At 42.8% G+C, this 24316-nt stretch carries 19 protein-coding genes and 3 pseudogenes; 10 read left to right on the top strand and 12 right to left on the bottom strand.

Going from position 1 to position 24316, the window contains the following annotated elements; genetic code table 11:
* Positions 1 to 436: 436 nt before the first annotated feature.
* From pgsA to acs, 6 genes are all read right to left on the bottom strand, one after another.
* Positions 437 to 1108 (bottom strand): CDP-diacylglycerol--glycerol-3-phosphate 3-phosphatidyltransferase, encoded by a 672-nt coding sequence (gene pgsA / locus G7Y90_RS05155; protein WP_250163575.1) that lies wholly within the window; start codon positions 1106 to 1108, stop codon positions 437 to 439.
* An 810-nt stretch (positions 1109 to 1918) separates the two neighbouring features.
* Positions 1919 to 2083 carry a hypothetical protein gene (locus G7Y90_RS05150; protein WP_250163574.1) on the bottom strand — a complete coding sequence of 55 codons (165 nt, stop codon included), beginning with the start codon at positions 2081 to 2083 and terminating at the stop codon, positions 1919 to 1921.
* 202 nt (positions 2084 to 2285) lie between these two features.
* Entirely contained in the window at positions 2286 to 2537 is a 252-nt protein-coding gene (locus G7Y90_RS05145) for a hypothetical protein (RefSeq protein ID WP_250163573.1), read from the bottom strand.
* 133 nt (positions 2538 to 2670) lie between these two features.
* On the bottom strand, positions 2671 to 3096 hold the full coding sequence (locus G7Y90_RS05140) for an MgtC/SapB family protein (protein WP_250163572.1): 426 nt from the start codon (positions 3094 to 3096) through the stop codon (positions 2671 to 2673).
* Positions 3097 to 3174: 78 nt separating this feature from the next.
* Entirely contained in the window at positions 3175 to 4368 is a 1194-nt protein-coding gene (locus G7Y90_RS05135; protein ID WP_250163571.1) for an NAD(P)/FAD-dependent oxidoreductase, read from the bottom strand.
* A 228-nt stretch (positions 4369 to 4596) separates the two neighbouring features.
* Complete coding sequence (gene acs, locus G7Y90_RS05130) at positions 4597 to 6558, bottom strand: acetate--CoA ligase (protein ID WP_060490294.1); 1962 nt, start codon at positions 6556 to 6558, stop codon at positions 4597 to 4599.
* Positions 6559 to 6748: 190 nt separating this feature from the next.
* Between acs and G7Y90_RS05125 the strand changes: the two genes are divergently transcribed.
* The 3 genes and pseudogenes from G7Y90_RS05125 to G7Y90_RS05105 all read left to right on the top strand — a co-directional run bounded on the left by G7Y90_RS05125 (position 6749) and on the right by G7Y90_RS05105 (position 9651).
* Positions 6749 to 6895 (top strand): hypothetical protein, encoded by a 147-nt coding sequence (locus tag G7Y90_RS05125; protein ID WP_250163570.1) that lies wholly within the window; start codon positions 6749 to 6751, stop codon positions 6893 to 6895.
* 222 nt (positions 6896 to 7117) lie between these two features.
* Positions 7118 to 8416, top strand: a pseudogene (locus G7Y90_RS05110) (BaiN/RdsA family NAD(P)/FAD-dependent oxidoreductase).
* Between the two features lie 266 nt (positions 8417 to 8682).
* A complete protein-coding gene (locus G7Y90_RS05105) occupies positions 8683 to 9651 on the top strand; it encodes a pirin family protein (protein WP_250163568.1) in 969 nt (322 codons plus the stop codon).
* A 138-nt stretch (positions 9652 to 9789) separates the two neighbouring features.
* On the opposite strand, the gene G7Y90_RS05100 is transcribed toward G7Y90_RS05105, so the two are convergent.
* From G7Y90_RS05100 to trpB, 3 genes and pseudogenes are all read right to left on the bottom strand, one after another.
* Positions 9790 to 10893 carry an alkene reductase gene (locus G7Y90_RS05100; RefSeq protein ID WP_250163567.1) on the bottom strand — a complete coding sequence of 368 codons (1104 nt, stop codon included), beginning with the start codon at positions 10891 to 10893 and terminating at the stop codon, positions 9790 to 9792.
* 398 nt (positions 10894 to 11291) lie between these two features.
* Positions 11292 to 12134, bottom strand: a complete 843-nt coding sequence (locus tag G7Y90_RS05095) for a DMT family transporter (RefSeq protein WP_250163566.1) — start codon at positions 12132 to 12134, stop codon at positions 11292 to 11294.
* Positions 12135 to 12351: 217 nt separating this feature from the next.
* Positions 12352 to 13576, bottom strand: a pseudogene (gene trpB, locus G7Y90_RS05090) (tryptophan synthase subunit beta).
* A 392-nt stretch (positions 13577 to 13968) separates the two neighbouring features.
* On the opposite strand from trpB, the gene G7Y90_RS05085 reads away from it, so the two are divergent.
* Positions 13969 to 15567 carry a GMC oxidoreductase gene (locus tag G7Y90_RS05085; protein WP_250163565.1) on the top strand — a complete coding sequence of 533 codons (1599 nt, stop codon included), beginning with the start codon at positions 13969 to 13971 and terminating at the stop codon, positions 15565 to 15567.
* 132 nt (positions 15568 to 15699) lie between these two features.
* Here G7Y90_RS05085 and G7Y90_RS05080 read toward each other — a convergent pair whose 3' ends face one another.
* Complete coding sequence (locus G7Y90_RS05080; RefSeq protein ID WP_250163564.1) at positions 15700 to 16503, bottom strand: DUF3592 domain-containing protein; 804 nt, start codon at positions 16501 to 16503, stop codon at positions 15700 to 15702.
* Between the two features lie 250 nt (positions 16504 to 16753).
* Here G7Y90_RS05080 and lplA point away from each other — a divergent pair, with 250 nt between their 5' ends.
* From lplA to G7Y90_RS05050, 6 genes and pseudogenes are all read left to right on the top strand, one after another.
* On the top strand, positions 16754 to 17773 hold the full coding sequence (gene lplA, locus G7Y90_RS05075) for a lipoate--protein ligase (RefSeq protein WP_250163563.1): 1020 nt from the start codon (positions 16754 to 16756) through the stop codon (positions 17771 to 17773).
* 220 nt (positions 17774 to 17993) lie between these two features.
* Positions 17994 to 18167 (top strand): annotated as a pseudogene (locus G7Y90_RS05070) (PAAR domain-containing protein); the annotation flags it as partial.
* A 141-nt stretch (positions 18168 to 18308) separates the two neighbouring features.
* Positions 18309 to 18509 carry a hypothetical protein gene (locus G7Y90_RS05065; RefSeq protein WP_250164040.1) on the top strand — a complete coding sequence of 67 codons (201 nt, stop codon included), beginning with the start codon at positions 18309 to 18311 and terminating at the stop codon, positions 18507 to 18509.
* Between the two features lie 21 nt (positions 18510 to 18530).
* Positions 18531 to 19283, top strand: a complete 753-nt coding sequence (locus G7Y90_RS05060; protein WP_060490284.1) for a hypothetical protein — start codon at positions 18531 to 18533, stop codon at positions 19281 to 19283.
* Positions 19283 to 19645: a hypothetical protein gene (locus G7Y90_RS05055; RefSeq protein ID WP_250163562.1), complete on the top strand. Its 363-nt coding sequence runs from the start codon at positions 19283 to 19285 to the stop codon at positions 19643 to 19645. Before G7Y90_RS05060 ends, G7Y90_RS05055 begins: the two co-directional genes overlap by 1 nt.
* A 416-nt stretch (positions 19646 to 20061) precedes the next feature.
* Positions 20062 to 20763: a tetratricopeptide repeat protein gene (locus G7Y90_RS05050; RefSeq protein ID WP_250163561.1), complete on the top strand. Its 702-nt coding sequence runs from the start codon at positions 20062 to 20064 to the stop codon at positions 20761 to 20763.
* A gap of 375 nt (positions 20764 to 21138) precedes the next feature.
* Here the strand turns inward: G7Y90_RS05050 and G7Y90_RS05045 are convergent, their stop codons facing one another.
* Positions 21139 to 21444, bottom strand: a complete 306-nt coding sequence (locus G7Y90_RS05045; RefSeq protein WP_250163560.1) for a hypothetical protein — start codon at positions 21442 to 21444, stop codon at positions 21139 to 21141.
* Between the two features lie 528 nt (positions 21445 to 21972).
* Positions 21973 to 24108, bottom strand: a complete 2136-nt coding sequence (locus tag G7Y90_RS05040; protein ID WP_193009237.1) for an NADPH-dependent 2,4-dienoyl-CoA reductase — start codon at positions 24106 to 24108, stop codon at positions 21973 to 21975.
* Positions 24109 to 24316 lie beyond the last annotated feature (208 nt).

Raw genomic sequence — 24316 nt, 5'->3', positions numbered from 1 at the left:
TTGTATTTTGTTCAGGGTCTGTTGAAAATTCAAATGTGGTGCTGGCAGTCATTATTTTTTAGACAATATGCAGTGAAATTTTTGATGCCTAGTCATTCTAGGTTAAACAATTTCGCCATATATTGGCAAAAAAGAGTATTGCCCTGAAAGGCTGATGCTAAAATTACCCCAAACGTTGTTGCAAGCCTAGCTAAGGTCTCGACATTATCATCGGTTTGCGCCTAGTTTGGTGCAATTTTAGCAATCAGCAGCCCTAATATTTGAATGTTCAACAGACCCTAATAATTTTGAGTATATATCAACCATACAAACAATGTCTAAGACAAATAGGCAACATCAGCCGTATTTCAAACAGACCATAAAAAACGCCAGTGGCTAATGCGACTGGCGTTTTTTGTTGTCTATGTTGTTTGTTGACCATATCTGCGTTATATATTTACCCGCTTTGCTTTAGGTACGGCCAAGCAGCTCTCAGATAAATCATCATCGACCATAGTGTCAAAATAACAGCAGCAACCATCAGCACATAACCGATCGTTTCGAGCGACTCCCAGTTTAATAAGAGTACCGTAATAGCCACCATTTGAAACGTCGTTTTTAGCTTGCCGACATACGACACCGCCACACTGGTGCTTTTGCCCAGCTCTGCCATCCATTCACGCAGCGCTGATACCGCAATCTCACGCGAGATAATCACAATCGCGGCGATTGCCATAATAATATTGGGATGCCATTGCACCAAGATAATAAGCGCCGCCGCCACCATTAACTTATCAGCGACGGGGTCTAAAAAACGACCAAAGGCTGACATGACATTAAGCTTACGGGCAAAATATCCATCAAGCCAATCAGTAATCGCTGCAATAATAAAGACGCTAGTCAAAAGTAAAGGGCGTAACAAGCTATCACTAAATTCGCTCATGCCGACCCGCGCAATCACATTGTCTGAGATGGCAGGCATGCCAATTCCCATAGCAGGTGGCCAATAAGCAATCGCGACAAATAGCGGAATCATTAAAATCCGCGCGATAGTAAGGTTATTAGGCAAGTTAAAAATACTCTTGGTATTTTGCGGCTCCTGCGTATGCAAATGCGTATTCTCAGTCATGGCAAACCCAGTTTTATATAGACATATTAATGGTAGATAGCTTAGCATTTTTCACGCAGGTCGTCATGCCATCTCTTTAGCTATTCAGTTATCGATATAGTCGGTTGAATTTAAAAGTAGTCAGTTGAATTTAAAAGTAGTCAGTTGAATTTAAAAGTAGTACAAGACATCCGAGTGTAGATGTATCTTTACTATTTCAAGCGAGGTTAACGCAGTAATATTTTTATAGTGGAATGACTATTAAAATTAATCAATCTTTCATATACAACTACAAAACTTTGATACGCATTTTTCAATGTTAGATATGACACGACTAAAAGACTCATCTACTGGAGATACAATACGACGTTAATTTTCTCTCTCATGAGCTCTAAACGTAATGTCATGTAACCAAAATAGCCAAACCGCTGCTAATTGCGCTATGATAGCGATTCTGACAAAAACACTTGTACACTTAAATATGTAAGTAAATATGCAGTTATTGAATTAATCACCACCACCCTAATATTAGTTAATATAGAAAAACTCATAATAACAATAGGTCACAACCACTGCCTCTGTAGTTCCTTTACACGATCAGTTTTCCTCGGCCCACAGTTCCTCCTCTGTGGGCTCTTTTTTTGCCTGTAATTCATGGTTAGTTAAAGGTTTTTGTTATATACAAGTATGACTATCTGCAAAAATCTTTATCGTTTGATCACTAATCTCAAAAAATGGCATATTGCTTATTATAAAAAACCCACCATAAGGTGGGTTTTTTATAATACAAATGATGAGTCGGCAATGGCTTAATAAGACAAATAAAAATATTCAGAGCTTTACATCACTCAATGTCATCGCCGTTATTTTGATTGGCACAGCGAATAGCCACGCAGTACCAGCAGTACAATAGAATCTGTTGTTATGATAAGACACGATTTGCGCAGTAAAATCGTTTGAATCTTGATCACACATAGCTTCTTCATCACTTATCATCTACCGCACACCATATCTCATGGCAGCCATGCTCAAGCATTAAACGAGTCAGCTCACTTCCTCTAAGCACTATATTCACCTCTAACTTCGTACTATTTTGTATATTATGTTATACGAATATAACTGTTTCTTAGCAATTTGGACAGCTTTATTTTCAATTAAAGTATTACAAATTAATATACAAACTTTCAGTTATAAGCAGCTATAGATTTATATCATCATAAAAAAGTTCTACTTTTTTTACTGGTATGGCGCATTGCCATTCAATGCCTTCTTTACAGGAGAATTGATCATTTTCAAAAGAAATAATGTGCCTTGGCAAATCATATTCAGCGCTATCGATACTATCCATCGCTTGCTCGTCGCTCTCATTACTGACCGCGCATAAAACCTGCTTATCCCCTCGTGCGAGCATGGCACAAGTCAGCCCACTTCCTCTCAATCTGGTACTCATAAACTATCCTTTATTTTCAACAATTTATAGATTTCTTGCTATATCATATAGATAAATCAATACTATATAGTATTGATTTATAGTCTCTTTAGTATTTAAGTGTATATGCAGGTTAACTCATCGTACCCATCGCTTAGTGTTTTTTAACTTTAAAGGGCTCTGAGAATTGCAAAATCAAAAAGCCAACGACCGATATAATGGCAATCTCATAACGACCGTAAGCCACCGAAATACCGATGGCACCTGTATTCCATAAGCTCGCTGCCGTGGCAGTACCTTTTGAGCCTTTTTCATTTTTAAAAATCGCCCCACCACCAATAAATCCCATACCTGTGATGATGGCATACATGATTCTCGCTTCACCAGTAGCATCATAAATATCCATACCAACCAACATGAACGCGCATGACGCAATGGTTACCAGTGGAAACGTCCTTAACCCCGCGCCATTGTCTTTCATCTCACGATTAAGGGCAATCGGTAATGACAATATAAAGGCGATGCCCAACTGGAAAAAATGATAGCCCATCAGCTCTAAATCTATGTCGAATCCAAACATCGTTATCACCTTTTCATATTAAGAAAACACCCTTAAAGTCCAGTTTCGGATAGCGCAGTCGCTAAGTAAACTTGGCCATTATTTTGCTTTGTTGATTGCCTCAACCGTCTGTTGCGCCATTTGATAGCAACTTTCGATATTGCCTTGTCCGCACCAATCACCACTGACAATCCATTGATGAGACTCGTCTATCAAAATGCCTAATGCTTCTTTATCACTATCAGTGACAGTGGCGGCATAACGCCAACGATGGCAATCTATTTGGCTAGGAGCATGGTCATCATTCCAATTCAATGCTTGCTTGGCAGCTGTTAATAACTGCGCTTTGATCCTCTCCATATCGTCATCGACATGCTGCTCTGACCAGTCGTTGCGCGCATGAATAGTGACACTGGGTAGCAGGTCATCGCGAGCAGGTTTTTGGTGCTCGATAAATATTCTATCGAGTATAGAGTGATTGAGATAAGCCACATCCCAGCGTGGCTCTGCTTGAGCGCTTAACATTTTTGGTAATGTATCAAAATTATCCCAACCCAGCATCAGCGTATAGCACGCCAGCATTGTTGACTTAGAAATCTTGGCTTGCTCAGTAAAGCCGCTCTCTGCCATTAGCTCTATGGTCTGACCGTTTGGCGCGGTACATATCACCCAGTCAAAGTGACCTAGACTCGCACCAGTCTCGTCAAATAGCTCAGTTTTTTTATCAACCTTTTCCGCTATAGACCTGTCAAATTGAGCCAATGGCGCAACGCGGGTTTTAAATTTTATGGTGCTGTACTGCAACTCATCAGCCAGTGTACGCCCCCAACTGGTCATTTTTGGCGTACTAATATAGCGGGCTTGCGTGGTGTTCCATTGCTCCTTACTCTGAACATCGGGCGCTTGAATATCAGGCGATTGAGTATCATTATTCGCTGGTGTTAAATCGATCACCTGCGCGCACCATGGCTGTAGCAATCCCGTCTCTAACCAAGGCGTAATGAATTGCTTAAAACTTGCCGTCTTAGCCGTAAAAAACTGTGCCCCAAATGCCCATTGCCAGTTTTTGCCAGTGTGGCTATCAGTACGATATCGAGTGGCTAAACGCCCTACGCTACGTGACTTTTCAAAGACAGTGATTTGCGGTAAGGGTGTTTTCGCACTATCTTGTGCTATGTTTTGAGCAAAGGTACGCTCTAATAGAGTAGTGGTCAACAGCCCTGTCAAACCACCACCAATGATAGCGATTTTTGGTGATTCTGTAGCGACAGCGGGCAAAGAGTGATTGGTCATAATGACAGCAGGCCTCATATAATTTGATAAAAAAGGGAGTGATAATAGTAGAAATGTTTTAGATAATGTGGTTATCGTTAGATAAGATGGTTATAGAAAGTATTGAACCTTTAAATTTTGTTGATATCAATATCGTCTGCGTAAAAAAGCCATGCTAGTTTTCATAACATGACTTTTCTGAACGCTAATCATCTATTTACTGAACGTGCTTTTAATCGATAATTTAGCCTACTCTCCTCGCGCAGCTTTGACTACCTCAACCAGCTGATTAATCACCGAGCTATCCGCAAGAGTAGACAAATCACCCAAACCAACATATTGCCCTGCCGCAAGGTTACGTAAAATACGGCGCATGATTTTGCCCGAGCGGGTTTTGGGTAACGCTTCAACGATATGAATAGCATCCAAATTGGCAATCGGACCAATCTCAGCGCGAACATGTCGATTCAGCTCAGCCTTTAGCGCTTCTGTCTCTTTTTCACCCGATTTTAGAATAATGAAGGCACAAACGCCCATGCCGCGAATCTCGTGCGGCATCCCGACAATGGCGGCCTCCGCTGTCGCAGGATGCGCGACCACGGCGCTCTCAATTTCTGCTGTTCCCAGACGATGCCCTGCGACGTTAAGCACATCATCGACGCGACCCGTGATCCAGTAATGTCCATCTTCGTCACGCTGCGCCCCATCACCAGTGAAATAATAACCGGGATACTCACTAAAGTACGTCTGTAAAAAACGCTCATGGTCATTATAAATGGTACGCATTTGTCCCGGCCAACTGCTGTTAATTGCTAGGTTTCCTTCAGCAGAGCCTTCTAGCATAGTACCGTCACTATCAACAATCTCTGGTTTGATACCGTACAAAGGATTCATCGCTGCACCCGGCTTGAGGGCGACCGTGCCTGGTATCGGTGCCATGAGGATGCCGCCTGTCTCAGTTTGCCACCAAGTATCTACAATCGGACACTTGCCACCGCCGACGACATGATAATACCAGTCCCATGCTTCTGGATTGATCGGCTCGCCGACTGTTCCGAGTAGCCGCAAACTTGAACGATCAGACTCCCGCACAAAGACATCGCCCTCCTTCATCATCGCTCGAATCGCCGTCGGTGCAGTGTACAGAATGGTCACATCGTGCTTATCGATAATATGACCGATGCGTGCCCATGTGGGATATTCTGGTACACCCTCGAACATCACCGTCGTCGTACCATTGGCAAGCGGTGCGTAGGTTGCATAAGTATGACCTGTGATCCAGCCTACGTCCGCAGTACACCAGTAGACGTCATCGTCTTTAATATCGAACACATCTCGAAAAGTAGAGAGAGCATAGGTGATATAGCCGCCCGTGGTATGCAGCACACCTTTAGGTTTGCCAGTAGAGCCAGAGGTATACAATAAAAATAGCGGGTCTTCGGCATTCATAACTTCTGGCTCGCAATGTTCTGACTCGCCATCGACCAAGTTATGATACCAAACATCACGGCGACCACTCATCGGTACAGAATTGCCCGTACGATGAACGACTATGACGTTGGTGACGCTGTCAGTGCCATCCATATCTAGTGCCCGATCGACATTGGCTTTGAGCGGCGTATGCTTATTACCACGTAAGCCTTCATCAGCCGTAATGATGATTTTTGAGCGGCTGTCTATCAGGCGATTGCCCAAGCTCTCAGCAGAAAAGCCACCAAAGACCACGGAATGTACAGCGCCAATACGTGTACATGCCAGCATCGCTATCATTGCTTCAGGTATCATCGGCATATATAGGGTCACGCGATCGCCTTTTTTGACCCCAAGCTTACGCATGGAATTACCCAAGCGACAGACCGCTTGATGTAGCTCTTTAAAGGAGATGATTTTGTGCAGTGAAGGGTGATCACCCTCCCAAATAATGGCAGGCTTGTAAGGATTTTTTTTGACATGTCGGTCGAGACAGTTAACAGAGATATTCAACTCGCCGTCCTCAAACCATTTTATGCGAAAATCATCCAAATCATAGTTAACGTCGCTGATTTTGGTCGGTTTTTTTATCCAATCGATCAGCTCGGCACGCTTCGCCCAAAAAGCATCATTAGCCTGAGGTGATTCGATAGATTTTTCGTAGTCTTCGCGATATTGTTCAGCGGTAGTATTGGCAGCAGCGATAAATTCGGCTGCAATGGGGAATGATTTTTGAGTCATCGTATTTGTCCTTTTTAATTATTATGACCTGCACGCATAACGGTCGAAAACGACTGCCTGTACAGGTGATAAGGGTCATCTTCCATAATGTGTGACACTCACGGTTAGTTTGACAAATAAGCAGAACGGTTGCAAGGTATCAACAGCCATTCATAACAATATGCCTATATAGCGGTATACTTGATCACCCATGATAAAATTTATTGACGAGGTGTGGTTTTGCATCTACTCGCTTTTACTATTGGTATTGGTATTGGTATTGGTATTGGTATTGGTATTGGTATTGACCAATTTAAAACATTTTTTGATTTTGGCACAAATTTTGATTTTGGCATAAACAAAGACATCACCGTCCAGATATCAGATAATGATATGACATTTAACCCTTGTAACCTTGTATGAAATATGGACAATAGCTACACGCGAGATACGACGCCAAAATACACCATTCACCAAACCCTCTTATTGACCTGCTGCTATAAAGATAAGCAATCGGCGTTGTTGATTCGATGACGGATTTGGTGGCTGGTTTTTAAACCTATTATTTTATGAGACTACCATGAGCAATCACCGCAATGCATCACAATACACCCACTATGATGTCATCATCATCGGCCTGGCGCGTCAGGGCTATACTGTGCGATCTCAGCGCGGTCGCCGTGGTCGCCGCGTACTGGTATATACCATGCCAATAAGCGGGCAAAAAAATCCTCATGTCAGGTGGCGGACGCTGCAACTTTACCAATTACTATGTCGAGCCTGAGCACTTTATCGGTGCCAATCAACATTTCTGTAAATCCGCGCTCATCGTTATCCCAGCTGGGAATTTATCGGTATGGTGGCAGCACATAACATCCCTTACCATGAGCGCGAACACGGTCAGCTATTTTGTGATGATTCAGCGCAAGATATTTTGACCATGCTCCTCGCGGAATGTACGGCAGCTGGCGTAACAAGTAAAGCTGAATGCGCAGATTGACAGTGTACAAGCTATCGAAAATGACAAGAACGCCAAATTTGAATTACTGACCAGCAAGCAGCTTAGCAAAAAAGAAAAGCAAGGAGAAAAGAATCCGCCAATCAAACCAAACTGCCGCAAACAGGTTACCGCTGCGAGTCACTCGTGGTCGCCACGGGCGGACTGTCTATTCCAACGATGGGAGCCAGTGGTTTAGGATATGAATTGGCGCAGCAATTTGGGCACACGCTGATTGCAACCGATGCCAGCTTAGTGCCTTTTACCTTTACGGATAAAACGGGTGAGCTTATCCGATCTTTGGCTGGTATTAGTTTGCCAGTCATCGCTAGCAATGAGCGCATCTCTTTTAAATTGCCCATGTTGTTTACCCATCGCGGACTGTCAGGCCCTGCTATGCTACAGCTATCGAACTATTGGCATACGGGAGAGAGCATTAGTATTAACCTGCTGCCCGAGGTAGATGTCACCGATATTTTGCTTGCACGCAAAAAATTACATCCGCGACAGCTGATCCGTACTGTATTGGCAGAAAACACAGACAATGCACTACCAAAAAAACTACTGGCAGCATTACAGACCCATCTTTGGGACGATATCAAAGACACCGAACTTGCCAATATTAAAGATGAGCGGCTGACGGAACTTGGCGCGACTTTGAATGGCTGGCAGCTCAAACCCTCTGGTACAGAAGGCTATCGTACCGCTGAGGTGACCCGCGGCGGCGTAAAAACTGATGAAGTCTCCTCAAAGACCATGCAAAGCAACATGCAAGAGGGCTTATACTTTATCGGTGAAGTGCTAGATGTTACTGGTTGGCTTGGCGGTTATAACTTCCAATGGGCATGGGCCAGTGGCTTTGTCTGCGGTGAAGTGGTTTAACCTCATTTAATCATAACGATTTGGCATTGCTTAATCATAAACAGTGCTTATCAGCAGTGTTTACAGACAGCACTTATAAACAGTGCCATGGCTAAACGCCCACCACGCCCTAATGAGATATCCCTATTTTTATTCTACTTAAGTTGCCTTTTATCTATATTAGCCCTTGATAAATTATTAAAATAAACACAATAGGTAGCTATAAATGTAGCGTAACTTAACAGAACTTTTTTATTAAAAATACGTTTTGTCTGACTAGGTAATAAATGCGTCCTATTAAAAATATTCATGGTGATAAAGCGCCGCACTGGGTAGGTGACGGTTTTTATGTAAAGACCTTAATCAACCATCTTGACGACAACCCTCATTTTAATTATAGCCATACTGACCCGTTCTTGTTATTCGATTATGGCAAACCGACGACCTTTGATCCGAACCCCAATTATAAAACACAGCCGCATGGAGTCGGACAGCATCCACACAAAGGCTTTGAAACCGTCACTATCGCCTACGAAGGTGAAATCAGTCATGCCGATTCAGTAGGCGGGCAAGGGATTATTCAAAAAGGCGATGTGCAATGGATGACCGCAGGTCGTGGCATCATGCACGAAGAGTTTCATTCCGAGGCTTTCGGTCAACGCGGTGGCGTCTTTAGTATGGTGCAACTGTGGGTTAACTTACCAAGTGCGCACAAACTGACCGACCCAAACTATCAAAGCATCAAACGGGCAGATCTGCCTATCGTTGAGCTGATCGACAGCAGCACCCCTAACCACCAAACGACGATTGGTAAGGCGGCTATCATTGCTGGTGCATGGCAAGAAATCACAGGCGCGGCAAATACCTTTACTCCGATTAACTTATGGGATATTGAACTGCATACTGCGGGTGCGACGACGTTAAAAGTGCCCAACACCCACAATACGCTACTGCTGGTACAAGAAGGTGAACTACTGGTCAATGGTACGTCAGTCAGTGCCGGTAATTTGATTCAATTTGATGCGCCAACTCAGCACCGCACTGATGGGCAAGCTCAGCAAACACTGGCTACTGATAACATTGAGCTGCATTATCCTGCTACCGAAAATGACGAGCAAGCACCAGTCAAGCTTTTACTATTGAGCGGCGAACCTATCGGCGAACCAGTCGCAGGTTATGGCCCCTTTGTAATGAACACCCAAGAAGAGCTCCGCCAAACGTTTCGGGATTACCAAACGGGCAACTTTGTTAAATAGTTAAAATACAGGCATCAAAAAGCCACCTGACGGTCTTCGTCAGGTGGCTTTTTATTATGTGCTTATGTATCGGCTAACGGTGAGGGTGTTTTTAACATACCTTAAGGTTAGCTAATCATAAAGGCAGCTGATTATCCATTATGCTTGATTCAGGAATGGATAATCGGTATAGCCTTCAGTACCACCACCATAAAAACTCTCTGGGTGCTGCTCATTGAGCGCCGCCCCTTCTCGGATACGCTCAACCAAATCAGGATTGGCGATATAATCACGGCCAAAAGCAACCGCATCGATATAGCCTTCCTTGATATTTTTCTCCGCTTTTTCAGCCGTATAGCCACCAGCAGCGATAATCATATTATCAAAAGCATCACGGACACGCTGACGGAATGCATCACTATAAGGCGTACCACCTGCCCAATCAGGCTCAGAGAGATGCAAATACATCAGACCACGCTTGTTGATCTGTTCAACTAGCCAGATGTTTTCGTCTTCGTTGTAGCCTGCTTCTACATTGTTAAACGTGCCAAGTGGCGAGATACGAATACCCACATGATCAGCATCCCACGCATCAACACAAGCATCAATGACATCAAGGGTCAGACGCGCACGATTCTCACGGCTACCGCCATACTCATCATCACGCTGATTGGTTTGCTCAACCCAAAACTGATGCAATAGATAACCATGCGCACCATGAATCTCTACTCCATCAAAGCCTGCTTCTTTAGCATTTTTGGTCGCTTGGGCAAAATCAGCGATGACTTGCTTAATCTCATCAAGTGTCGCTGGACGTGGCGTGGTCGCTTCAACGCGAATGGCGTGGTTATTGCTATCACGCAATGACGTACGCACACCGACATGCACATCAGACGCTGAGATCGGCGCTTTGCCATCAGGCTGCACGCTTTCATGCGCGACCAATCCTGTGTGCCATAGCTGTACGACAATTTTGCCACCTTTGGCATGGACATTATCAACGATGGTTTTCCACGCAGTGATTTGATCTTGGGTATGGATACCCGGCGCGCCAGCATAGCCCTTTGCCTGAAAAGATACCTGCGTCGCTTCAGTAATAACAAGCCCCGCACTCGCACGCTGTGAATAATACTCTCCAGCAAGTGCCGTCGGTACATCACCAGGTTCGATCGAACGCAGACGTGTCAACGGTGCCATGATGATGCGGTTTTTTAGGGTTTGCGTACCCATTTCTACGGGTTCAAATAAATTATCGTGTGCCATAAAAAGCCTTATTTGTTGTTATAAAACCATAATGATTGGTTTGTTATTAATGAATAAATAGCGCGCTCGTTTTTCAATACGCTATTTATAATCCGTAGTCTTTATAGGGGGCAAACATGATAATTCCAAGGAAAAATGACCAACAAAAATATCAATATGGCATGATATCGGTATTGATAATACTCATTATTCAACGCCTCTTATTAGCCTATTAAGCGAATGGCTTTAATCATTTAAAAACATAAATAGAAAAATAATATTTTATCAATAACCTGTACTCATAACCTTTTAGTCAAAAGTCTACTTGGAGCATGTTGAACGATGACCCAATCGAGATTTTTACAACTTGAGCATCTTTTTAATGGACAACTCTAAAGACAAGTAAGTGCCAAACAATATCACCATCGAGCCGATGATCGCAGGCGGTCCAATGCTTCACCAAGCAATAAGTAACCCAATATAATCGCAAAAATCGGAATCACCAAGGTAATGCTGGTTGCACGCATAGGACCAATACTTTTTATCAATTGATTCATAAAAATCAAGGCAATGGCTGTTGAAAATACGCCAATACAAATGACTGAAACCCAAGCAGTAAGGCTAATGCTTTTACCATATGGGAATTCGTAGACTGCTATCGGCAACATGATAATACTGGCAATGATGAGCGAACCTGCGGTAATAGCGACTGGTGAGACATTGTATAAGTAGTTTCTGGTGATATTGGCACCGACGGCATAACCGACACAGGCCAATAACGCATAGCCCATTGGTAGCAACCCTGAACTTGACTCAGCGCCCTGCCCGCTACCGCCAAATAAGTTTTCACTCATCAAAATAATCACACCGATAACACCGATGACTAAACCGAGAATTTGTGTTCTTGACAGCCTGTCTTTAAAAAAGGTACTGGCGATGAAACCGCTCATCATCGGCACAGACGCATTAAGCACCGCCAACACCCCTGCGTTTACCGAGCGCGCTGAAAATGCAAACAGGATAAAGGGAATAGCCGCAGAAAATAATCCAACCAGCGTCAACACTTTCCAATTATCCCGTATACCCTCTCTGTTTTTTGGGCTGATCAAAACAAAAACCAGCATGGTCAGTCCAGCCAAGACCACACGAAGGCTCGCAAAAGCTAACGAGCCAAATTCAGGCACGCCGATACGATAAAAAATAAAAGACAGCGACCACATAAAGGATAAGGTGATAAAAATAATGAGGTCGCGGTTAGACATGGGGTGATCCTATCAAGCGTTAGACGATTGCTCCTTACTTATAAAATGGCTATTTATGAACTTCTCGTTATGAAATGATTATTAGCAGACATTCATCATAAAAGCGCAGTTATAAAAGGCTCATTCGTAAAAAGTATCGTGTGATAAAAAAACCTCGATGATAACTTTTTAATTGCTCGATTGATGTTGTATTTTCTGTATTTATCACTGATTTCTTCTACAAATTTACTTTATCCAAAATAAAGTCAATATCCTTATCGCCGCGCCCTGACAAATTGACCAAAATCGTCTCATCCGCTGACATATCCTTGGCAATTTTCATCGCATAAGCAATGGCATGTGCCGACTCTAAGGCAGGAATAATACCCTCAAGGCGTGACAATGCCATAAACGCCTCTAGACATTCAGCGTCAGTCGCTGACTCATAAGTGGCGAGTTGCAAATCTCTTAGATGCGAGTGCTGTGGTCCAACCCCAGGATAATCAAGACCGGAGGCAATCGAATGTACGGGAGCTGGCTCGCCTTTTTCATCGAGCAGCACGTAGCATTTAAAACCATGAATTTCGCCTTTGACGCCGAGCGACATCGTCGCCGCATGATTGGGCGTATCTAGGCCCTCACCTGCGGGTTCCACGCCTTTTTTCTACATTTTTATCATCAAAAAAGCCGCTAAACATACCGATAGCATTAGAGCCGCCGCCAATACAAGCGACCACTTTATTAGGTAGCTTACCCGTCGTCGTTAAAAACTGCGACCGTGCTTCATGTCCGACCACTGACTGAAAATAGCTGACCATTTCAGGATAGGGCGCAGGTCCCAGTGCCGAGCCAATCGCAAACATACTGGTATCGAGCTCATTAAGATAGGTTTCAAAGGCGCTATCGACTGCTTCTTTTAGCGTACCCGCGCCACGCGAGACTGGTACGATATTGGCACCCAAAATCTTCATACGACTGACGTTTGGATGCTCCTTTTTAATATCGACCACACCCATGTGAATCTCACACTCCATACCCATCAAGGCCGCTGCCGTCGCTAATGCTACGCCATGTTGCCCCGCACCCGTTTCGGCAATTACTTTGGTTTTGCCTAATTTCTTGGCCAATAATACTTCACCCAAACAGTGATTAATCTTATGCGCGCCCGTATGGTTTAAATCTTCACGCTTAAAATAAATCTGCGCGCCGCCGCAATGCTTCGTCAAACGCTGCGCATGATAAATAGGACTTGGACGACCAACATAGGTCTCACGCAAGCGCTTCATCTCAGCGATAAAATCGTCATTTTTAATGATTTCACGAAAGCCTACTTCGATTTCTGCCATGGCTTTGGCAAGCTCAGGATGACCAATTTTGCCACCAAACTCTCCGTATAAACCATCGTCATTGGGCAAAATTGATTGATGTAAACCGTAGCCAGTAGTGGTATTTTGCGTTGTCATAGTTAACCCTTGTTATTTTAAATGGAGTATTAGTATTGGCATTTTTGCCGAATTATTTAGCATTTTTAGTAATGAAAATATTTTAATGTATTTGTGTTCTAGTACATTGAAACAAGATGATAAGCGAAATTCTCTATTCGGTCAAGTTTACACGTCACTCTAAAAACAATTGACTAAGTGACTGGATAAGACATTGACTAAAAGCTGGCAAGAATAATCGTTGAATGAAAGCCCGATTTGCCTATAAGTATTACAGCAATCGCGTGACTGAAATAATAACGCAACCTATGTTTGCTAATATGATGATCGCTTGGCTTAGCGCATCTCTGCGGTCAAAAGCTAATATTATTTCATACGGGCTTTTTAGCTTAAATATCAAATTAGGATACACCATGCAACGACGCCAACTGATTAAAGCCATGGGTTTAAGCTTAGGCGCTATCAGCACCTCCGCTGCGGTGAGTGGTTGCCAAACGCTTGCCAAGCAGCCAAAGCTACCAAGCAAAATTACTCAAGCTGGGCATTTTCCTAATATCATCGTTGGTAGTGGCTATGGCGGTGCGGTATCGGCGCTGCGATTGAGCGAAAAAGGTCACAAGGTTTTAATCCTTGAGATGGGGATGCGCTGGGATAGAAGCCCCAAACACGATACCTTTTGCAAAATGATTAACGCTGATAAACGCTCAAGCTGGTTTAGCAATATGCCAAACGCTCCTATCCCGATTCCAATTCCAATCAGGAAATATCCTGGGGTGTTGGATTTAATCGAATACGACGATATGAAAGTCTTCGCAGGGCGTGCTTATGGTGGCGGCTCTATCGTCAATGGCGCGATTGCCATTCAGCCCAGACGCTCGCACTTTGAAGAAACGTTCCCTTGGATTGATGCTGATGAGATGTACGACACTTACTTCCCGCGTGCTATGCGAGAATTAAAAGTCAGCCAAATTCCGGAGTCATTTTTTAATCAATCCGAGCACTACGAATTTACTCGTTCGGCTGAACGCCAAGCCGAAAAAGCGGGACTAAAAACAGAGTTTTTCGGTAATAGCTACGATTTTGACTATATGCAAAAAGAAGCCCGCGGCGAAGTGTATAAATCCGCGCTCGGCGGTGAAGTCATCTATGGCAACAATGCGGGCAAATTTTCACTGGATTTAACCTACCTAAAAAACGCTGAAGCCACAGGCAATGTCACGGTCAAAACCTTGCGCAAAGTTAATAGCATTCAAGCGCTCGATAACGACCAACTGCGTTTAGAAGTCCATGTCATCAATAAAACTCGCGGCGTGGATGAAGTGGAGCATTACACTTGCGATAAGCTCTTCCTTAATGCTGGCAGTACGGGCACCTCAGAGTTACTGCTTAAAAGCCAAGCGGAAGGCAAGCTTAATAACTTAAACGAGCATATTGGACAGCATTGGGGACCCAACGGTAACATCATGACGGGACGCAATTTCGTCCACGCGGCTGGCACCACCCAATCTACCATTCCGGTCAAAGGCATCAATATGTGGGACGGTGATAGAGACGGCTCGAAGTACAAAATCTTTGCCGAACTCGCGCCATTACCGTTAGGACTTGAGACGTGGACGACGCTATATCTCGCCATCACTGACAATCCAGAACGCGGCAACTATTACTATGATAAGACCACCAAAACCGTCAAACTCAACTGGAAACGTGAGCAAAACGAGTACTCAGTAAATGCTGCCAAAGAGCTGATCGAAAAACTCGCCAAAGTAAATGGTGGCTCGACTTCAAGCTTACTGTTTACCAAAGGCTTCGGCGATGATTTCTGCTATCACCCGCTTGGCGGCTGCGTATTAGGCAAAGCGACTGATGAAGTGGGACGAGTCAAAGGGCACGAAAATATCTACGTGCAAGATGGCGCGTTAATCCCCGGTAGCGCTGGCGTCAATCCATATGTGTTTATCACGGGACTTGCGGAGCGTAATTTGGCGAGTATTTTGAAAGAGGATTTTGGGTAGGGTGTTGAAAGTTTATAAAGCTGGGTTAGATAAAACAACGCTCTTGATGAGCGTTTTTTATTGTTAGATTTATTGGAGCCAATATTCTCTAACCCCGCATAGCTAAACATAGCAGTAGCTCATTTATCCAACCTACACAGGGACTATATCCCAGTTATTGCGAAGCGATTCTAGCTTGGGAATGAGGCATGACTGAGCCTCATTGTTCGTCGCTACAAAGATAGAAACCTCATCCCCTGTTCTTTTATCACTTATAATGGAGAAGTCCGTGGTTAACGACTCTCCTATCACTTTATTGCCACTTCTCGTTTCATATTCATAATGCACGATGACACCTTGTCCTAAATTGATAATAGGAATGGCGTATTTTGGCATCATAGAAACGATACGTGCCGTAGCAACTTGCCCGTACTTGTAGAGCTTTAGCTCTTTTCTGGTGCTAATAAATAAATACATTAAAAATGGCAGGCCAAATAGCATAAACGGTATAGGTATCAAAAAAAGTAACGCCACTGGAAAGCGGTAAGGCTTCAAATTCTGTATGATTGATTGACCATTTAGTTCTTTAATAGCGAGATTATCGCCAACTTGGAGCGCTTCGATCCTTTCACCTTCCAGAACTTTGTATTTAGATCTAACTGCCTCATTATTCTTGAAGTATTGGTATGAGATGATTGTCGGATGAACATCGTTTATGGTTACGTTGCTTTCGACCTCAATATCAGTGACTTCAGCGCTCGTTTCTATACCTTGAGAGTCGATTAACTCATAGTCTATTTTTGGACTGTCATTACCCGTAAAAGAGAATATCAGGGTAAAAATAACGAACATCAGCAAGGCAAAAAAAGAAAATAGTAAGCCAAAAAACAGTGCAATTGGCTTTTTTAGAAGGCTCATGATAGTAGAGAACTTGACTTTCCTTGGTGTACTATTCATTTTTGAGTGTCACTATTTTAATAATGAGTATTTTATGGGCGATTCTACTACGTTATAAAAAACCATTTTAGTAGGCATTAATCCAATATAAAATCGCTCAAACTTATGTTAGGTAGCATTATACCTAGTCACTCCATAAAGTCAGTAAAAGTTATAGATTTTTTTGCCAACTTTTTTTTGTTATTTTAACCCGTATAAAATAGTTGTTAATTTTAAAACTCTTAAACTCATACCTTAAAAAAGGACAAACATGAAACTGCGCATCTTAAAATCTGCCGTGACCAACCCTTGGTTTAACCTCGCCACCGAGGATTGGATATTTAATACCCTTAATCCCGACTCACACACACTGTTCTTATGGCGCAATAGCGAAACCGTTGTCATTGGGCGCTCGCAAAACCCATGGGTTGAATGCAAAATCGATAAGATGGAAGCCGACAATGTGTTTTTGGCGCGGCGTCAGAGTGGCGGTGGCGCGGTGTTTCATGATTTGGGCAATACCAACTTTACCTTTTTATCGCCCAAAGCCGACTACGATCAAGCAGCGAACTTCACCATTATTATTAATGCGCTAAAAAAGTTAGGCATAGACGCGGATTTATCTGGTCGTAACGACATGCAGGTCGGCGATAAGAAAATATCAGGTAGCGCTTTTAAACATGCGGCGGATCGTAGCTTTCATCACGGGACATTATTGGTCAATGCCAATATGCAAAAGCTGGGCGATTATCTGAATCCACATCCGCTAAAACTAAAAGCCAAAGGTATTAAATCCGTCCGCGCTCGCGTCGCAAACTTGGTTGAGTTTAACGAGTCGATTAATCACGAGAGCTTATCAGATGCGATTATCGAAGCGTTTTGTGAATACTATCGCGACAAAGATTATGGCGACACTACGCCAGTAGAAGAATTGGATGAAGCCAGTCTCGCGCAGCAGCCGACACTCAATAAATATTATCAGCAAATGGCAGATTGGGGTTGGCGCTTTGGCAAAACACCTGAATTTTCCCATCATATTGAGACACGCTTTGATTGGGGTATTATTGACTTGCACCTTGATGTGGAAGCAAGCAGTGATACGCGATGTGGTATCTTCTCTGATGCGCTAAACGTTGAACTGATTGACCAGTTAAAAGATGCCCTGACTGGCGTTAAATATAATAAAGAACCTATTAAAGCCAAGTTGGACGAATTAGGTAAGGCTCATTCTGATTTGGCAGCGCAGATTGATGACGTGTCTGTGTGGCTGCTTAGGGAAATGGAAGGTTAGATTTTTGCTTGTTATTAATAATGAATAAAGAGGCTCAATCTCTTATTGCAGTCAGTATTTCAATCGCCTTTATACTTTGCACGGATTAGTCTTTCTGTCTAGATCATACTCTTAGATAAACTTAAGTTTGATATTTTACGCTTTAGCCATCTATAATGTGATGCAAATAATAGATCCGCTATAAAAGTCCAAACTTTAAACGTTTAAGCAAGGTAGCACTATGGCAGCCTATATCACCGTCGGCGCAAAGACCTCTCACGGTGGGACGGTCATCTCCGGCTCAGCGCACACCACTCATAACGGTATCCCTGTCGCGCGTAAAGGCGGATAAAGTTATATGTAAAAATGCAAAAAGGTCACCACCATTCTTAGTGGTGATGCATCCTTTATTGTCGATGGTGCGCCTATTGCACGTGGCGGCGATGTTACTAGCTGCGGCGCTAAGCTGATTGCTATTCAGCAGTCATTTGCGGAGTCAGGTTTTGATGTAGGCAGTATTGCGCAGGCAGCGCCTTTGGTGTTTCCGAAGTCGGATATGAGTAATTCCTCCGAAGAACAATATGACGAACAATTTCAAGTTTTAGACGAAAATGATCAACCTATATCTAACGTGGACTATCAAGTTCTTGACACTGAAACGCAAGAAGTTTTGGCTACTGGTACAACCGATTCAGAAGGCTTGACTAAACGCGTAAGTACTGACATCGGAAAAAGTATAAATATTATTTTTATTTAATATTTTAAGTAGGGATTAATTATGGATGGGCTTTTAAAAACTTTAGGTATTAGAGCAAAGACTAATACTAATACTGGTTCTAGACAGCAGGTAAGTCCAGTAAGATTTATTAAATCCACTAAGGAAAGTGACGGGACTGATAGTGGCTGGCTTCGTGTTAGATTGGATAATTCAAAATCTGCATCTCTTTGTGAAAGAACAAAAATTCAGATTACTAACAGTAAAGAAGGAAGAACTTACTTTAGAATAATGGATGGGAGTTTTAAGGGTAAGTTAGCTTCACTTACTGATGGAAATGCGAAGCTATACCTTTCAGGAGAAAAACCTACCATATCCTCTTCTGGTGCTGTGATAGAAGTTATATATTCGGGCAAAGAACGTACCATATATTCTGTAATTCGTAAAGATATCAGGCAAATTCCTGCACGTTTAAGTTTTACGGGAAATACAGCAACCGTTTCGTTGACTACTATAGGAGCTGATTCACTGAATCCTTTGCCCGAGGGAACATACAATATATTAGTCCCTGATGTTCCTCATGATAAAGAGTATACAGAACAATATAAACCTGCGTACCCTGCTTTAAAGTGTCATCAAGTATGGTTCCCTATAGAATATCAGACTAATAACCGTTACGTACATGTAGGTGCTATCTCTGAAGGTTGCGTTACTGTACTAGATCTTAAGTTATGGAATCAAATATACGATTATTTAATAAGTCATCGTCGAACTGATCTAAGATACGTAGGCAAGCTGATAATTAGGAAAATATAATGATAAAAGTCGCCTTCACTTTATGCGTACTAATAACGCTTGCCTCATGTACCTCTAACGATGATATTGATCATGAGCAGACACGTATTGTTTCTCAAGACCATGACAAGTCCATAATAGACAGCGAGCTCTCATCATCAGAAAATTCGACAGTTTACGAATATGAAGATTCTGAAGCCATTTTACGTCATGTCGTTGATGGATGGAAAGCTCCTAAAAGCCTCGCTAAAAAAGAAGAAAGCTATCAATTTTTGCTTAATCTTGAAAAAAGGGAGACATTGAGTTTGCTCAGCAGAACTATGGTACAGCATGGAATAGATATAGTACGGCTTCTATTTACTATCCTTCGCCTAAAGTACTAGTAAAAGCTGGTGACGCACAGGTACTTATTCTAAATAGGTATGAAACTATATGTGATTGTGATAGTAATGATTTACCAGAAGACATAAGAAGAAAAAATTTTCAGTTAGATTACTTGCAGTATATTATTAGAAGAGAATATGGTTTAGCACTTGATTTCAACCGCTACCCTAAGAAAGACTACAACGATGAACAGAGTCTAAGTAAAGAACAAGAACAACAGTTGATTAGCAAAATTGAATGTTTAAATCAGAAACTTGATTTTGAAGGTGACTCAGCTGATGTTTCAATTATAAAGCCATGTCTTGATTGATCAATCGCAAAAAAAGGTCGATTGCATACCCGTACCACAGGGTAAAACTTATGAGCAAGTGAGTCCGAATCAGCCAATTAAATAAAGTTTCCTAATGAGGTTTTGATGTATCAAAGAAAAATCACCCCTTTAATTCAGTCTTTATTACTGGTCACGTTATTCTCTAGTGGCTTGATGGCTGCTGCTTGCTCAGCAGAGTCATCAAATACAGAGATACTGTCAAATCAAAGCACTCCTGCTGAAATATATAAACTCGGACTAGCCTACTATGAAGGTGACTCAGTCCCTGAAGATGATGACAAAGCTTTTGAACTATTTGAAAAAGCTGCCAATCAAGGCTATGCCCCTGCTAAACATTATCTAGGTATTATGTATTATGAAGGTTTAGGCGTAGATCAAAATTATCAAAAAGCATTTGAATGGGTTAAGCAAGCTGCTAACCAAGGAGATTCTGATGCTCAATTCAATCTCGGAATTATGTATCATGAGAGTATTGGTATTGAGCAAGATTATCAAAAAGCAATGCAGTGGTATCTACTAGCAGCTAACAATGGATCTTTTGACGCTCAAAATAATATTGGTAATTTTTACGAATACGGTTATGGTGTGACGCAAGACTATGACAAAGCTTTTGAGTGGTATGCCAAAGCGGCTGACCAAGGGTTAGATGTGGCACAACTTAATATTGGTGGTCTCTACGAGAATGGCTATGGCGTGCCGCAAGACTATGACGAAGCTTTGAATGTACAAAAGGCCGCCGACCAAGGCAATCAAGAAGCCAGCAATCGCATCGGTAATTGGTCATGAATGGTAAAATTGACGATGAAGGTATCGTTATTTATAGCACCCAAGAACTGGTCTCACATTAGGTGATATTGAAAACATGAGCCAATGATAATGATGAGCCAGATATTAACTTAGGTAACCTAACAGTTATATGTTCGTAATACGCTATCTTAGACTTAATTTTTTTTCAATATGCTCAACAAATACTTTTGTCTCAGGTCTACTATCTTCGTCAATAATTAGCAGACCTCCTATCGAACATAGCAGACACCAAAAGACTTAGTGGGTAAGATTAGTCCACTTAGATGAAATATTATTCTCTAGTTTTACAGTTTGCCAATAGTTCGATAAATTAATCTCCTGTCATAGATTGCCACGTGCAAACTTCAGATTCAGTTATGTTGAGCTAACAAGTAATGGGGTTTGAAAAAGCATGTCTTTGTGCAGCCCATCGAATGCTCGGATGACGAAAGCAGCAGGATGGTTCGGAAACTTTTCTCTTTCCCTTGACCGTCGCATACTCTGTGCTTGCTGTGTCTGAAAAAGTTGGATAGTGCTGATATCAACCTCGTCAGCCATTTTATACTCTACATCACGTATAGGCTTTGAATACAATGAATCTAAAAGCTCTACATCACTTAATGATATAGATAAACAGCCAATAATTCTTTCGTCGTCTTCCTCTCGTACGCCGCCATACATGCTAACGCCAATGACACAATATCAAATATCCATTCACAGTGTTCTACTACGTTACCACTACAGTAATGGCTATCGGAGGAGTAGTTTGACTCTGATCCTAAATATGCTATTAGCTTTTTAATCATTGGTTGTCTATTAAATAGTTGTGCTGGGATGTTGATCCATATTGAATCTATCAATCGGTCATCATCTGCTGCACTAAAATGACAGTAAGCAACTTTAAGAGACCACATTTCAGACAGTTTTATAGTGACTGTTTCAGGCATATAGCTTTCTTCATAAGAATGCGTTACCGTATCTTTTTCAGGAAGCTGAGCTTTTATATCAGATAACTTATCACCCCATTTAAAATTTACGTCACCAAATTGAAAGTGTTCCTTCTCATACCTCTTAGCCTTTATCCAAATAGTAATTTAAAGATACTTATAGCTTTTTCCGATCATCTATACACTGAGCAAGTCTATATTATCTAACAAAAAAGCGGCAAGATAATCTATCTTGCCGCTCTCATTACTTCTGAACTAAACCCTAAATCGCTGCCGCAACCTCAGCACCATCTCTTATAGCACGTTTAGCATCTAGCTCAGCAGCAAGCTTAGCGCCACCGATTAGATGATATTGCGCGTCAGGTGCATCACCGACGTTTGGCATCAGCTCAACCACTGACTCTTGACCAGCACAGACCACGACGCTATCAACACGTAGCAACTGGCTTTGACCTTGGTTATTGGTGATCCAAATGCCTTCATTAGTGATCTTATCGTACTGAGCACCTGATACTTGGATGACACCGTGTGATTTGACATGGGCACGATGTACCCAGCCCGACGTTTTATTCAGCCCACTGCCCAAGCGACCTTTGGTACGCTGCATCAAGTACACTTGGCGGATAGGTTTGATAGCTTCAGGCTTAATAAGTCCACCCTCAGTTTGATAGTTAGTATCATTAGTCACGCCCCACTCTTCACGCCACTCTTCGATAGACTGCGCTTTTGGACGATAGCTTGGGTCTTTTAGCAGCTCAGGGCCCAGCTCATCAAGCGGCTGACCATGTTTGGCGGTCAGATATTCACTGACATCAAAACCGATACCGCCAGCACCGATGACGGCAACCGTATCACCGACGGATTTTTCACCAGAGAGCAGTTCAGCATAGCTCATCACTTGTGGCAAATCCGCGCCTTCCAGTTTGCCAGCAAGGCTTCTAGGAACAACACCAGTTGCAACGATGACATGGTGGAATTTGGCTTTCTCAAGCATGGCTTTATCGACTTTGGTATTAAGTTTAATCTCAACGCCTAAATGCTCAAGCTCGTTGATATAGTAGCGAATGGTTTCAAAGAACTCTTCTTTACCAGGGATAACTTTGGCGTAGTTAAACTGCCCGCCCAAGATATCTTTTGCTTCAAACAAGGTTACCTCATGACCACGCAAGGCAGCAACGTGCGCCGCTGACATACCAGCAACACCGCCACCGATGACGGCGACTTTTTTAGGTTTCTTGGTTTTCTTATAAACCAATTCTGTCTCATAACACGCTTGTGGATTGACCAGACAAGTCGAGCGTTTGTTTTCAAAGGTATGGTCGAGGCAGGCTTGGTTACAGGCGATACAGGTATTAATACGATCGGCTTGACCATCTTTGGCTTTATTGACCCAATGGGCATCGGCTAAAAATGGACGCGCCATTTGAATCATATCCGCCTGACCACTAGCCACGATTTCTTCTGCCGTTTCTGGCATATTGATACGGTTGGCCGCCATCATGGGGATGCTGATATGCTTTTTAATCTCAGCGGTGAAATCAACAAAAGCGGCACGCGGTACGCTGGTGACAATCGTCGGAACACGCGCTTCATGCCAGCCGATACCAGTATTCATGATGGTCACGCCCGCTTCTTCTAGCGCTTTGGCAACGGTAATAACTTCGTCCATCACGTTGCCGTCTTTGACCAGATCAATCACTGACAAGCGGAATAAAATAATAAAATCTTCACCAGCAGCTTCGCGTACGGCTTTGACGACATCGACCGCCAGCTTCATACGACCTTGAATATCACCGCCATATTCATCGGTACGTTGATTTACATGACGCGATAAAAACTGATTGAGCAAATAACCTTCTGAGCCCATGATTTCCACACCGTCATAACCCGCTTGCTTGGCAAGTTTAGCCGAACGGGCATAATCCTTTACCGTTTGTTCGATGTTTTTAATGCTCATCTTACGCGGCTTAAAGGGTGAAATTGGTGATTTTATTGGACTAGAGGAGACGACAAACGGATGATAGCCGTAACGACCGCTGTGCAAAATTTGCATGATGATTTTGCTGTCATATTTATGCGCCGCACGGGTCACACGCTGATGGTTAATGACGTCAGCACGCGTATTCATGGTACCGCCAGCAGGCAGCAACCAACCTTCACGATTGGGCGAGATACCGCCGGTAATCATCATCGCTACGCCACCTTTGGCACGTTCTGCAAAATACGCCGCCAGTTTACCGTAGTTATAAAAACGGTCTTCAAGCCCAGTATGCATTGAGCCCATCACCATGCGGTTTTTAAGCGTCGTAAAGCCCAAATCTAATGGCTCAAATAAATGTGGGTAGTGTTCATTGGTGCTAGCAGTTTCGATGGTATTGGCAGTGCGGCTGGCGGACATATCATTTTCCTTATGAATGGTTTGTGGAAATGCTTGTTAAAGCTGGCTGGGCTTTTTAAAAGTTAAGATTTTTAAAAATGAGGCTTTTAGAAATAGTTAAGCGATAGGATTTAACATCACTGGTATCGTAACACACCGCTATTATCATCAGCTATGCAGACAAGCGACTGATGAGTGAACACTATGTGAATTAGGCTAACTGATCATG

This window comes from Psychrobacter sp. WY6 (assembly GCF_018448495.1).
GTDB lineage: Bacteria > Pseudomonadota > Gammaproteobacteria > Pseudomonadales > Moraxellaceae > Psychrobacter.
Note: the sequence above shows the minus strand (reverse complement) of the source record. Positions and strands in the feature narration are given on the sequence as shown.